This window comes from Chryseobacterium gossypii (assembly GCF_041361455.1).
Taxonomy (GTDB): Bacteria; Bacteroidota; Bacteroidia; order Flavobacteriales; family Weeksellaceae; genus Chryseobacterium; species Chryseobacterium gossypii.
Genome location: NZ_JBGCUR010000047.1, coordinates 1 through 13,751, shown reverse-complemented (window position 1 = coordinate 13,751; position 13,751 = coordinate 1). Strand labels below are relative to the sequence as shown.

Sequence of the window (13,751 nt, the reverse complement as noted above, 5' to 3'; positions counted from 1 at the left end):
CTTATTAGCATCGGACTTTTGCCTGAGCTCGTAAATAAAGGTTAAGTTTTGAGCTGCCAATATGTTGGAGACAAAAAGCAGACCTATCCAAAGTAACTTTTTCATAGCCCAAATTATAAAGTGGATACAAAAGAGATGCAAAGCAGCATCTCCTTTGTTTTAATTATCCTCTTACATGCATTTGAAACACGAAGAAGTCACCTGACCTTGCCCGTTCGTCAGCATATAAATTCCACATGAAAGACCAAACTGCTCGCAGTAACCATCACCCGGACTGCAAGAGCTTCCACAATCCCCCATTTCAGAAGAAGGATCAGAAGGACCAGAGCCTTTTAGATTTTCAAGCTCTTTTCTCGATAACTTTTTTAATTTTTTCATAGTAATAAACTTTATTGAATTATTTGTGATTGCAATCAGTACAAGTTTATCATTATTCCTTTATTTGCAGTTATGGAAAGCCATAATCCACATCACTTTTTTTATGTTCAAAGAAGTAACTGGCATGAAAAATAAAAATGCACTCAGGACGAGTGCATTTTGCTCAATTTAAATAAGTTTTCAGTGATCTTATCTGGCTTATTTTTCAACAGTAAACTGATGTTTCTTACTTGTGCAGATCTTCTTATAAGGCCATCCCTCCCGAAGCCTCAATCCTCTGCCCGTTGATCCAGCGTGCATCCTCTGTGCAAAGGAAAGCCACTATCCCGCCGATATCATCAGGAACCCCAACTCTGCCCAGGGCCGTGGCAGCGGATACCATGTCATTGATATCCTTATTATCCCGCACCCTTCCGCCACCAAAATCCGTCTCGATGGCACCCGGGGCTACAACGTTAGCTTTGATCCTCCTTGGTCCCAGTTCTTTAGCCATATACTTCGTCAGCATTTCAACGCCTGCCTTCATCGATCCGTAAACAGATGATCCCGGCTGTGTAAACCTTGCCAGGCCTGAAGAGATATTGATGATCCCTCCGCCTTCATTAATGAAAGGCAGGAATTTCTGTGTCAGGAAAAATACCCCTTTAAAGTGGATATCCACAATGTCATCTACCTGCTCTTCCGTGGTTTCCGCTATCGGTGAATATAAGGCCGTTCCCGCATTATTGATCAGGTAATCAATATTCGGGCTTCCCGTATTTTCCTGTAAATGATCACCAACCTGTTTCACAAACGCATCAAAACTTTTAATGTCTTTGGTATCCAGCTGATAAGCGACAGCCTTTCTACCCAGGGCCTTTATTTCGTTTACCACCGCTTCCGCTTCTTCTTTATTGCTTCTGTAAGTGATGATAACGTCCAGTCCGTTCCGGGCGATTTTAAGGGCTGAATTTTTTCCTAATCCACGGCTTCCGCCGGTAATCAATGCGATTTTTGTTCTTGTATCCATTTCTTTCAAATTTTATGATACAAAGTTGGGATATTTTCCGGAGACAATATTTGCCCGAATCAATCTTTAGTTTGCAAAATTCAAATCACGAACGGAATTCCAACGGAGTAAAGGATGTTTTTCTTTTGAAAAAGTTTGAAAAGTGGGCAATTTCCTCAAATCCCAGGGCATAGGATATTTCAGAAACATTCCATTTTGTTTGCTTCAGGAGAATCTTCGCTTCCTGTATCAGGCGGTCTGCAATAAATTCCGTAGTGGTTTTCCCTGTGCTTTCCTTTATCTTCCTGTTAAGGTAGTTTACATGCACCGCCAGCCGGCCGGCATAGTCTTTGGCTGTTCTCAGCTGCAGCCTTTGATCCGGAGATTCTATCGGGAACTGCCTTTCCAGCAGCTCGATAAATAAAGAAACCACTCTTAGCGAGGCATCGTTCGATGTGGAGAGCTTGGTGGCCGGCTGCAGCTTCTGTCCATAGTGGATCAGCTCCAATACATAATTGCGGATAAGATCATACTTGAAAATGTAATCAGACGCTATTTCATTCTTGATCTTACCGAAAAGGGCAGCCAGCTCTTCCGCAAGCTTATCATCAATCTCAAATACCGGAATGGCCCCGGGCTGGAATATCGGCAGGTCTTCCAGTGAATTACGGGATTTGTCCTTAATAAGAAAATCTTCTGTAAAAACACAAAAACTACCGGATTGATCGGGATCTTCGGGAACCCAATGGTAGGGAACCCTGGGTGTTGCAAACAGCAGGGCGTTCTGCTTTATGGAGATGACCTTGTCCGCGTACTCGGCCCTGTTTTCCCCCCGGATAAGGCTGATCTTATAATACTTTCTTCTGTTGTAAGGCATTTCGGAAGTAGTTCTGACCCGCTCAATAGTCTGGGCTATATCAAATACATTAAAATGTCCGATCTCCTTATGAAGGCCTTTCGGAAAGATACTTTCAAGATCTTTTCCCAGCTTGGCGGTCATTTCCTTATAAAATTCTTCAAGAGAGGTATTGGCTATCTTTTCCATAATTCGGGATTTGTAAAATTCAAATATACAAAGCTACAAATTAACCAGGATCTTTTTTTCTCTTCACCCGGTGATATATCAGATATTTTTTATATCTTAGTTTACCTAATCATTAAAACTAATTACCATGAAAAATCAAAACGTACAAAAAGGAAAGAAATTAAACAAAAAAGAATTGAGGGTAATCACCGGCGGACTAATGGACTGCATCGATCCCATGACCGGCTATTGCAAAACAATTTCGGTAGGCTGCGCACAGAAGCAGTGCAGACCGGAATTGCCATAACCACTGAACAGTAATTGCAGTGCCATTCAGCTGATGGTATTGCAGTAATTCTATGATCATCATAAAAAGTGATCTGATATCAGAACTTCTCCTCACGGAGCCTGATTTTGCCAGTAAAAAACGCTTTCAAAATACATTGAAAGCGTTTTTTATTTATAACTAACTTTAATATTTATTTATACATTAAATCTGAAATGCATGATATCTCCATCCTGCACCACATACTCCTTGCCTTCTACGGAAAGCTTTCCGGCCTCCTTTACCTTCGCTTCGGAACCATAACTGATGTAGTCGTCATATTTGATCACTTCGGCACGGATGAAGCCTTTTTCAAAATCCGTGTGGATAACTCCCGCTGCCTGAGGTGCCGTCCATCCTTTTCCAATGGTCCAGGCCCTTACTTCTTTTACCCCGGCGGTAAAGTAAGTCTGAAGCTTCAGCAGTTCGTAGGCTTTCCTGATCAGACGGTTTACTCCTGGTTCTTCGAGACCAAGCTCTTCAAGAAAGATCTGCCTTTCCTCAAAGGTTTCAAGCTCATTGATGTCAGCTTCGATCTGTGCGGCTAAAACCACGATCTCCGCACCTTCATTTTTGGCCATTTCTTCAATTTTCCCTACCCACTCGTTACCATTCTTAATTGAATTTTCATCAACATTGCAAACGTAAAGCACAGGCTTTTTGGTCAGCAAATGGATATCATCAATAATAGGTCTTGTGAGATCATCTCCAGGAAATTCTCTCGCATTTTTCCCGTCTTCAATAAACTGCTGAAGCTTCTGAAGAGTCTCATACGTCAGGATATCTTCTTTTTTACCGGATTTGATAAACTTTTTAGCTTTATCAACAGCTTTTCCAAGGGTTTCAAGATCTTTGAGCTGAAGCTCAATATCAATAATTTCCTTATCTCTCAACGGATCTACCGAGCCTTCAACATGCACGATATTGCCGTTATCAAAACATCTCAGCACATGGATGATCGCCTCACACTCACGGATATTGGCCAGGAACTGGTTCCCCAATCCTTCTCCTTTGCTGGCTCCCTTTACCAGACCGGCAATATCAACAATCTCCACTACCGCAGGCAAAACCCTTTCCGGTTTCACTAATTTTTCCAGCTCAAACAATCTATGATCCGGTACGGAAACCGTTCCCAGGTTGGGTTCGATGGTACAGAAAGGATAGTTGGCTGATTGAGCTTTGGCATTGCTTAAACAGTTAAAAAGAGTTGATTTACCTACATTCGGTAAGCCTACGATTCCACATTTCATAATGTTATGTTCAGAGTTTAGCGTTCCTATTAAAGTTCAAGGTTTTTCGCATATTCAACTTTAAATGTTGATGAGGGACCTTGAATTATGAGTGTGCAAAGATAGTGATTTTAAAGACAGCTTCATAATAAAAAATCTGCCCGGGATCCGGACAGATTTTGATATTTTGACTGATTATCGTTATGGATTGTTACCTGTGGCTTCCTGGGCCAGAGGAACCTCATTAGGTGTTTCCTGTAAAGTTTTATCTAAAGTAAACAATGATTCATCACTTGCCCTGTCGCCACCTGCAATTTTCAGCTTATCGATCAGGTTCTGAGCCAGGGTTTCTTCTTCGATCTGTTCCTGTACAAACCACTGCATAAAATTCCATGTTGCCCAGTCTTTTTCTTCCTGGGAGAGGTCAACGATCCTGTAAATAGCTGTTGTATTGTCCACCTCATGCTTGAAAACACCGTCGAAACACGCCGTTAAAGATTCAGGATCTGCAGGCGGGGCCGGGATAGCCTCCACTTTGGGTTTTCCTCCCCTGTTTAAAATATATTCCATGAATTTAATCGAGTGGTTTCTTTCTTCCTGAGCATGTCTGTAAAGAAAGTTGGCAATACCCTGATAACCTTTGTCATCTGCCCAGATCCCATAGGATAAAAAAACATGTGATGCATGAATTTCCTTATTCATTTGGTCACTTAACGCTTTTTCCATGGTTGGGGAAAGTCTGTTCGTATTCATAATTCATATTTTTTGTGATTATGAAGTTTATGAAGCAAAAATGATTCCGATACCGTTGAAAATAAACATCAAACCCCTTATATAAATTAATAATTCGCTGATAAACAATTATTTAAACCCATAATTTATAGTTATTCTAAAAATACAGTACCAGCTCAGTAAAAGCCGGCACTGTATTTACTGAATCCATGGATAACAGAGTTCTTTATTAAGAAATTATTTTATTTTTTTCGCTGTATAGTCGCTTTCATTTCCCAGTCTGTCTACAGCCCTGATGGCAACGGCATTCAGCGTTTTCCCGTCCTTGTATTTAGGAATGTCCTTTGAAAGGGTATCCTGCGTCAGGATTTCTGTTTCCCAGACCCCGTTGTACTGCGTAAAAAGCACCCATTGGAAGACCTCGCCTATATTTTTAATGCTCCAGCTTGTCTGTGAAAAGCTTCCGTTATCTGTAACAAACAACGTGGGCGTCTGAAGAGGCTTGGCTTTGATCCACGGGGTTTTCGGAATCAGGGCTTTTTCTTTGTACGGACCGTTCTTTAAGGTATTCAACATTGCCGGGTCTTTGGTAAGTCCCGCAATGCTCCAATGAATTTCCCCTGCGTCGTTCTTCAATATCCGCCTAGAAATTTCAATCTGGTTCTTAATTTCTTCCGGGCGGTCCGGAGCCTTCACCTCGACGGTATTCAGGCCCGGCCATAGGTGGCGGTTCTGAATATTTTCCGATTTCCACCAGCCCAGCAAGGCTTCAAACCCCTGTCCTTTTGAATCAATAGGCCAGTACAGCTGAGGCGCAAAATAATCGATCCAGCCTTTATTCAGCCACAGTTTGGCATCTGCATACAGCTCGTCATATTGAGAAGATCCCACTACCCCTTCCGGATATCCCGGTTTCCAGATCCCAAAAGGGCTGATCCCGAATTTTACATATTCTTTTTCCGCATGAATTTCCTTATAGATTCGTTCCACGAATTTATTAACGTTATCTCTTCTCCAGTCTGCCCTGGATAATGTTCCACCGCTCTTTACATAAGCATTCCAGGTAGCCTGATCCGGAAAATCCGCTCCCCGGTTGTAAGTGGCGTAAGGATAGAAATAATCATCAAAATGCACCGCGTCTATATCATATCGTTTCACGATATCCTTTACCACATTGGAAACGTGCCCCTGGGTTACCGGGTCCGCAGGATCGAACCAGTACATGCCGTTTTTCAGCCGGACCGTGATATCGGGAAGCTTATTGACCATCGACAGGCTGTTCACCGGGCCTCCATTGGTATGATGAGCCCGATAAGGGTTTAACCATACATGGAGCTCCAGGCCTCTTTTATGGGCTTCCTCAATCCAAAATTGTAAAGGGTCGTAATTGGGATAAGGAGGCCTTCCGGTTTCACCTGTAAGGAAATAAGACCATGGTTCCATATTGCTTGTATATAAAGCATCAGCTGAGGGCCTGGCCTGGAAGATTACCGCATTGAAATTATTATTTTTGAGCATATCCAGCATGCTGATGGCTTCTGCTTTTTGCTGTTCTACGGAAAGGTTGTTTTTTGAAGGCCAGTTGATATTGGCCACGCTTGCCACCCATGCTCCCCGGAATTCTCTTTTCACAGGCGGAAGGTCTACCTTAACGATTTCTTCCGCCGGTGGTACCGCTACCATAACGGAATCTGCTAGTTTTGAAGTTTTTACAACCGGCTTTGTTGCCGTTTTTACCGGAGTCGGCTTTACCGTATGATTCCGGACCGAACAGGAGCTGCTGTACGATGCCAGAATACCTGATAAAATGATCAGCTTTAATTTTTTCACGTTCATAGTTTTGTCAACTACATTAAATAATGAATTTGAAATTGATGCAGCAAAATAAGCATTTTACTTACTAGAAAAAAGCCCCGAAAAATCGAGGCTTTTGTTTTTTTATTATTCAGAATATTATTCTGCCTTTGCCATTCTCTCCGCTCGTTTTCTGTCTTCTTCGGAAAGAAGCTTTTTACGCATTCTGATGAAATTCGGAGTTACTTCAATGCATTCGTCATGCTGAATATATTCCATGCATTCTTCCAGTGAGAACAGAACTTTAGGGGCGATATTTCCGTCCTTATCTTTTCCGGCGGCCCTCATGTTGTTAAGCTGTTTTCCTTCAACGATGTTTACCACCAGGTCTCCCGGCTTGTTTTGCTCACCCACGATCATCCCCATATACACTTCTTCTCCCGGATCCACAAAGAAACGTCCTCTGTCCTGTAATTTCTCGATAGAATAGGCAGTAGCCTGGCCCTGATTCTTGGATACCAATACCCCCTGCGTTCTTCCTGCGATCTGGCCCTTGAAAGGCTTGTATTCAGAAAATCTGTGTGCCATAATCGCTTCACCTGCCGTAGCGGTCAGCATCTGGGAACGTAATCCGATCAAGCCTCTTGAAGGAATATCAAATTCCATATGCTGCATCTCTCCTTTGGTCTCCATGATCAGCAGATCTCCTTTTCTCTGGGTAGCAAGATCGATCACTCTGGATGAATATTCTTCAGGAACATCCACCACCATGGTCTCATACGGCTCACATTTCTCCCCGTTGATCTCCTTCAGGATTACCTGAGGCTGTCCGATGGTCATTTCGTATCCTTCCCTTCTCATGGTTTCAATTAAAACCGACAAGTGAAGAATCCCTCTACCGAATACCAAGAAGGTATTGGCATCATCGGTCTGCTGAACCCTTAATGCCAGGTTTTTTTCCAGCTCCTTTTCCAGCCTTTCCTTCAGGTGATTGGAAGTCACATATTTCCCGTCTTTTCCGAAGAACGGAGAGTTGTTGATTGAGAAAGTCATATTAAGGGTAGGCTCATCAATGGCCAGTCTTTCCATTGGCTCAGGATTTTCAAGGTCAACAAAGGTATCCCCGATCTGGAAGGCATCAAATCCCACTACCGCGCAGATATCTCCGGCCTGAACTTCCGTCACTTTCTTTTTTCCTAATCCTTCAAAAGTGTATAATTCTTTTACTTTTCCTTTTACTATTTTATCTCCTTCCTGAGCAAGGCCTATCCACTGGCCTTCTTTCAAAGATCCTCTGGCTACTTTTCCGATAGCAATTCTCCCCAGGAATGAAGAGTAGTCTAAAGAAGTCACCTGCATCTGAAGGGTTCCTTCTTCTACTTTCGGAGCCGGGACATGCTCCAGAACCCCGTCCAGGATCGGAAGGATATTATCCGTAGGCTCTAAAGAGGTATTAAACCATCCCTGCTTGGAGGAACCGTAGTATGTAGGAAAATCCAGCTGCTCTTCCGTGGCATCCAATGCGAAGAACAGATCAAAAACTTTGTCATGTACTTCTTCGGGACGGCAGTTTTCCTTATCTACTTTGTTGATGACAACAATAGGTTTTAAGCCCAGCTGAAGGGCTTTGTGTAAAACAAAACGGGTTTGCGGCATAGGGCCTTCAAAAGCGTCCACCAACAGCAAAACCCCGTCTGCCATCTTGAGCACTCTTTCTACTTCTCCTCCGAAATCCGCGTGCCCGGGTGTATCAATTACATTAATTTTAGTGTCTTTATAAGTAACAGAAATATTTTTGGACAGAATGGTGATCCCTCTTTCTCTTTCGAGATCGTTGTTATCCATAATTAATTCTCCACTTTCCTGATTTTCTCTGAAAATATTGGTAGCGTGAATGATTTTATCAACCAGGGTGGTCTTCCCGTGGTCAACGTGTGCGATAATCGCAATATTTCTAATGTTTTGCATATAAGATTTTTACGGCTGCAAAAGTAGTGATTTCCGGCGAATAATCTGCCATGATTATGAATTAATTAACAAATTCATAATGAGAAAGTTACCAAAACATCTCATCCATCATCAATTGTAAGCTAAGGATTATCTTAAAAGCCTCTCAATAAAAAAGGCCCGGATTTCTGATCTGAGCCTTATACGTTAATCTTTTGCCAATCATGAAGTTTGCTCTTCATGCTTTCCTTCTTTAATCTCTTCAACCATTTTGGCATTGAAGGCGGGCAGGTCTTCCGGAGTCCGGCTGGTAACCAATCCGCTGTCTACAACCACTTCACGGTCCTCCCAATTGGCACCGGCATTTTTCAGGTCTTTGCTGATGGAATTAACGGAGGTCATATTCCGGCCTTCCACCACTTCCGCATTGATCAGGATCTGTGGTCCGTGGCATATTGCTGCAACCGGCTTATGCTGCCTGAAAAAATCCTTTACAAATGACAATGCCGATTCATTGGTCCTTAATTTGTCCGGATTGATCACACCTCCGGGTAACACCAATGCATCGTAGTCGGAAGCGGTAACTTCATCTAAGGTTTTATCCACATTGTATTCGCTGCCCCAGTCTTTTTCTGCCCATGCCTTAATGGTTCCTGATTCGGGGCTGACAATGTGTGCCGTCCATCCCTGTTGTTCCAGGTGTTCTTTCGGTGATTTCAGTTCACTCTCTTCAAAGCCGTTGGTGGCAAGGATTGCAATTTTTTTCGACATAATATTATGGTTTAAGTGTTGGTAGGTTTAAAGCAGAAAAAATAATGCCGCAGCGTTATTTTAAATAATAAAATTCGTTAAAATATCATCTCTACAGCATACTTTAAATTTAATTCAACCATTGATATTGGTTTATAAAAAATGTATTTTAGAGGCCGGATTAACACAAATCATTTTATGTCAAAAAAACTAATACTTCTGATCATCTTAGGTACGGCCGGCTATTTTAGTGGCCAGGAAAAGGCCGAGCAGGCCCTTGAAACATTTGAGGAAAAATATCCACAGGAAAAAATCCACTTACTTTTTGATAAAAAAAATCATGTGGCCGGAGAGAATCTTTGGTTTAAATCTTTTGTATTCGACGGATACGCACCATCGGGTATTTCAACCACGTTATTTGTTGAGCTGTATGATCGTAACAGGAAACAAATCAGCAAGAAACTGGTTCCTCTTTTCAATGGTGAAGGCAGCGGCAGCATAGCGCTTCCTGAAACCCTAAAGGAAGACATCTATTATATACGTGCTTATACGGCATGGATGGCCAACTTCAGCGAAGAATTCCAGCTGGTACGTCCCATAGCCGTTTATAATCCGTCTTCCGGTGAAAAGCTGGAAATCGATTCTTCTGCTTCCTGGACGGCATCTGCCTATCCTGAAAGCGGAAGTTTTATAAACGGCATCAATACTAAATTTGCCGTAAGGATGCAGTCTCAGGGAATACCCCCATCGGACTGGAAAGGTACCGTAGTGGATAAAGAAAATCCCAGCGTAAGCCTTACCAGCTTTAAGGGTCTCGATCAAAACGTAGGGATATTCAGTATTACTCCTCAAACGGGTAAAAGGTATCAGGTAATTATTGAAGACCGGAAGGGGCGAAAGCAGAGCATTGATCTTCCAGAGGTCAGCGCTACCGGCATCAGTTTACAGGTTACGAGCCAGGTAGATGCCGTGAAATATTCTTTAAAGGCCGGCGGTTCATTGCAGCCGTCGCAATATTATAAGGTTTTAGGGACCATTAACAATCAACTGGTTTATAAGGCACGGGTCAATAAGATAGCCAATGAAACGTCTTATTCCATTCCTACCAATCAGCTTGTCAACGGTATTTTACAGCTTACAGTTTTTGATGATCAGGAAAACATTGTTGCCCAGAGGCTCTGTTTTGTACAGCCGGATCTGCTGAAGGTAAAACAGCCTTCCCTGCAAGCTTTTTTTCCCGGCACCGCTCCGCGGCAGGCAAGCTCATTTGATATTGCCAGAAACTTAAACCTGTCCAATTATACGGTCGCGGTTCTGGATGCGGATACCCCCGACCCGGAAGAAGAACAGAGCATACTGAGCACTTTATGGCTCACCGGTGACATTACCTCTCCCATCATCTCTCCTGCGCAGTATTTTACAAAAAACCATAATATCGAAGCCCTGGATGCATTGCTGATCTCGGAAAAATGGAAACGTTTTGACTGGAAGTCTATTATTTCAGGAAATTATCCAGCCATCAGATATAAACCCGAGCCCTACCTCTCCTATACGGGGGCACTCAACATAAAAGGCAAGCCCGCTCCGAATACAGACCTGAATCTGATCTTTGACATGCCTGATTCAGGAATGAAGCTGAATCAGCTGAAAACTGACAGCAAAGGAAGCTTTGTATTGAGCGGAATGCTTTTTGAAGATTCCTTAAATTTTTCTTATCAGCTGAATAGCGATCAAAAGGAAAAGAATGATGATTCCAGGGTATTTTTCCAGCCTAATTTTTCTTTCGTCCCTTACAGGGGCAACCTGCCTGTGAGCAGATATAAACTGACAGGCCGAACCGGCGATGAGAAGTTACCTGCGGACGTAGTTCAGGCCGTATCCAATCAAGGCTTCCAGAAGGACTTCCATGAAAAGATCACCACGATTGAGGAAATAAAGCTTAAAGGGCAGAAAAAGGACAATACGAGAAAGCTTAACGAGCAGTTGAGCAGCCCGCTCTTCAGGACCTCATCTGAAGAGATATTTGACTTTGTGAACGGAAATTATACGCCACAGGGATCATCCAATATATTGCAATGGCTTCAGGGAAGGGTGGCAGGACTGCAGATACAATTGCAGCAGGGCAATTATATTCCTTATATAAGAGGAAGCAGGGTAAGCATTTATCTTGATGAAATGATGTCTGATGCCAACCAGATCTCTACCGTTCCTGTATCCGACATTGCGATGATCAAGATCATAAAGGGATTTTTTGCCGGAGGCCTTAGAGGCGGCGATGGCGGTGCCATCATCATTTATACACGGCGGGGAAGCAGTTCTAATGCCAGCTCCCAGCAGTTTACGAGATTAAAGAAAATAGCCCTGAGCGGTTATGATAAATCTGTTCCTTTTAATAACGACCTCTATGAGGGAATAAATCCCAAAGATATTTCATCCCAGGATACCCGCAGCGTACTTTACTGGAATCCTAACCTTGAATCGCAAGCCAACCAGCCGGCTACCGTTAAATTCTATAATAACGACACGGCAAAAAAATACAGGGTAATCATCGTAGGGTTTGATAAAAACAATGATGAACCATTGTATTATAATGGTATTTTTAAGTAATACACAGCAGCCAGCATAAAGCAGCCGGAGATTTCCGGCTGTTTTATTTTCCGGATATCCTGATGATTCCGTTTCTTCCGGTCACTATTATGTACAGGTATGGTTCATCTACCGAACCATGTTTCCATGTTCCCGGCAGAAACCGGACGTTTAAACAAAGCATATTCGGACGTTTGAACAAAGCCGGCCATTTATTTCCTGTTTACTTTTACTCCGGAAAAAATAATTAAAAATGGAACATAACAAGAGTAAACATGAACAAAACACCGTGAAAGTAGCGGTGATTACCGGAGGAAGCGCGGGAATCGGCCAGAGTACCGCAATTGAACTTGCCAGACACGGAGTTGGGGTTATTCTCACTTATAATAAGCATAAGGACGGAGCGGAAGAAACTGTAGCCGCTATTGAGGATTTAGGAGGTAAGGCGGTTGCGCTACCCCTTGATATGGAGCGAAGTGAAACCTTTCCGTCATTTAAAGAAGCCATTATACAGGAATTAAAAAACAAATGGGGCCGGGATACTTTTACCTATCTGGTGAATAACGCCGGCTTTGGACAGATGGCATTGTTCGAGGATACTACGGAGGAGCTGTTCGACCAGTTTGTACGGGTTATTCTGAAAGGAACTTATTTTATTACCCAGCAGCTGTTGCCCTTATTAGAAAACGATGGCGCAATCGTTAATGTAACCAGCAATTCTACGTTACCAACCGTTGTTGCAGAAGGGTATTCGGCTTACGCTACCGCCAAGGGAGGTCTTACCGTTCTTACCCGTTATATGGCCAAGGAGTTCAGTGGTCGTGGCATCCGGGTCAACTCCATTGCTCCAGGACCTACACAAACCCGTTTTGCTGATGACGCTTTCAAAAGATTTCCTGAGGTAATTGCGCCACTTGCCGCACAAACGGCGTTAGGACGTGTAGGTGAGCCAGACGATATCGGAAAAGCGATCGCATCGCTTCTATCCGACCAATGGGCCTGGGTTACGGGGCAGGATATTGAAGTATCGGGCGGATTTAAAATGTAGTTCATCATCTTAGTCCGATTTCCTTTTAATCAAACCGGATAAATTATCCGGCTTGATTTATTTCAAAATTTACTATCTTAGTGACCAGTCACAACCGTTATTCCTATATGCCGAAAACCATCTGTGTTGTGAATTGCTTTCAAAATTTACTATCTTAGTGACCAGTCACAACGTCCCGGGAATCTCCCCCCCCACCTTTGGCGTTGTGAATTGCTTTCAAAATTTACTATCTTAGTGACCAGTCACAACTCAAGAGTAATTCTAAAGCTGTATTAAGTGGTTGTGAATTGCTTTCAAAATTTACTATCTTAGTGACCAGTCACAACCAAGGTCTCTATTATATCCTCTTCCTCTCCGTTGTGAATTGCTTTCAAAATTTACTATCTTAGTGACCAGTCACAACCCTGTAACGTCTAATACTTCAGTAAAATATGTTGTGAATTGCTTTCAAAATTTACTATCTTAGTGACCAGTCACAACTATATTTCAGTGTATCTATGGATACCAATAGTTGTGAATTGCTTTCAAAATTTACTATCTTAGTGACCAGTCACAACTGATAGGCATTGTAAAATACGGAAAATTGCGTTGTGAATTGCTTTCAAAATTTACTATCTTAGTGACCAGTCACAACCAGACAGTAATTGCAAGAAAAATTGTTGTAGTTGTGAATTGCTTTCAAAATTTACTATCTTAGTGACCAGTCACAACTTTCATACATTTTGTAAAATATTACCAGGTGTTGTGAATTGCTTTCAAAATTTACTATCTTAGTGACCAGTCACAACGATGAAATCCCCAATTATTATTTAGAAGTCGTTGTGAATTGCTTTCAAAATTTACTATCTTAGTGACCAGTCACAACCTTCATCTTTGAACATTGATCCTTTTGGATGTTGTGAATTGCTTTCAAAATTTACTATCTTAGTGACCAGTCACAACGAAAAGAA

The 13,751-nt window shown here is 42.4% G+C and carries 11 protein-coding genes and 1 CRISPR repeat array; of the genes, 3 read left to right on the top strand and 8 right to left on the bottom strand.

The window, feature by feature from the left end; translation table 11 throughout:
• Positions 1–171: 171 nt before the first annotated feature.
• The 3 genes from ABMQ40_RS16145 to ABMQ40_RS16135 all read right to left on the bottom strand — a co-directional run bounded on the left by ABMQ40_RS16145 (position 172) and on the right by ABMQ40_RS16135 (position 2,411).
• Positions 172–378 carry a hypothetical protein gene (locus tag ABMQ40_RS16145; protein WP_370901452.1) on the bottom strand — a complete coding sequence of 69 codons (207 nt, stop codon included), beginning with the start codon at positions 376–378 and terminating at the stop codon, positions 172–174.
• Between the two features lie 244 nt (positions 379–622).
• Positions 623–1,387: an SDR family NAD(P)-dependent oxidoreductase gene (locus tag ABMQ40_RS16140; RefSeq protein ID WP_370901450.1), complete on the bottom strand. Its 765-nt coding sequence runs from the start codon at positions 1,385–1,387 to the stop codon at positions 623–625.
• 85 nt (positions 1,388–1,472) lie between these two features.
• On the bottom strand, positions 1,473–2,411 hold the full coding sequence (locus ABMQ40_RS16135; RefSeq protein ID WP_370901448.1) for a helix-turn-helix domain-containing protein: 939 nt from the start codon (positions 2,409–2,411) through the stop codon (positions 1,473–1,475).
• A gap of 127 nt (positions 2,412–2,538) precedes the next feature.
• On the opposite strand from ABMQ40_RS16135, the gene ABMQ40_RS16130 reads away from it, so the two are divergent.
• A complete protein-coding gene (locus ABMQ40_RS16130; RefSeq protein WP_370901446.1) occupies positions 2,539–2,697 on the top strand; it encodes a hypothetical protein in 159 nt (52 codons plus the stop codon).
• 176 nt (positions 2,698–2,873) lie between these two features.
• Here the strand turns inward: ABMQ40_RS16130 and ychF are convergent, their stop codons facing one another.
• From ychF to ABMQ40_RS16105, 5 genes are all read right to left on the bottom strand, one after another.
• Positions 2,874–3,965: a redox-regulated ATPase YchF gene (gene ychF, locus ABMQ40_RS16125; RefSeq protein WP_370901444.1), complete on the bottom strand. Its 1,092-nt coding sequence runs from the start codon at positions 3,963–3,965 to the stop codon at positions 2,874–2,876.
• 180 nt (positions 3,966–4,145) lie between these two features.
• On the bottom strand, positions 4,146–4,697 hold the full coding sequence (locus ABMQ40_RS16120) for a ferritin (protein WP_370901442.1): 552 nt from the start codon (positions 4,695–4,697) through the stop codon (positions 4,146–4,148).
• A gap of 216 nt (positions 4,698–4,913) precedes the next feature.
• The gene (locus tag ABMQ40_RS16115) at positions 4,914–6,512 is read right to left on the bottom strand and encodes a glycoside hydrolase family 10-like protein (RefSeq protein ID WP_370901440.1); all 1,599 of its coding nucleotides are present in this window, start codon (positions 6,510–6,512) and stop codon (positions 4,914–4,916) included.
• 117 nt (positions 6,513–6,629) lie between these two features.
• Positions 6,630–8,438 (bottom strand): translational GTPase TypA, encoded by a 1,809-nt coding sequence (gene typA / locus ABMQ40_RS16110; RefSeq protein WP_370901438.1) that lies wholly within the window; start codon positions 8,436–8,438, stop codon positions 6,630–6,632.
• A 201-nt stretch (positions 8,439–8,639) separates the two neighbouring features.
• Positions 8,640–9,188 (bottom strand): type 1 glutamine amidotransferase domain-containing protein, encoded by a 549-nt coding sequence (locus ABMQ40_RS16105; protein ID WP_370901435.1) that lies wholly within the window; start codon positions 9,186–9,188, stop codon positions 8,640–8,642.
• A gap of 177 nt (positions 9,189–9,365) precedes the next feature.
• Between ABMQ40_RS16105 and ABMQ40_RS16100 the strand changes: the two genes are divergently transcribed.
• The gene (locus tag ABMQ40_RS16100) at positions 9,366–11,774 is read left to right on the top strand and encodes a hypothetical protein (protein WP_370901433.1); all 2,409 of its coding nucleotides are present in this window, start codon (positions 9,366–9,368) and stop codon (positions 11,772–11,774) included.
• 232 nt (positions 11,775–12,006) lie between these two features.
• On the top strand, positions 12,007–12,801 hold the full coding sequence (locus tag ABMQ40_RS16095) for an SDR family NAD(P)-dependent oxidoreductase (protein ID WP_442340156.1): 795 nt from the start codon (positions 12,007–12,009) through the stop codon (positions 12,799–12,801).
• A gap of 48 nt (positions 12,802–12,849) precedes the next feature.
• Positions 12,850–13,743: a CRISPR direct-repeat array (repeat unit 47 nt; unit sequence GTTGTGAATTGCTTTCAAAATTTACTATCTTAGTGACCAGTCACAAC).
• Positions 13,744–13,751: the final 8 nt, after the last annotated feature.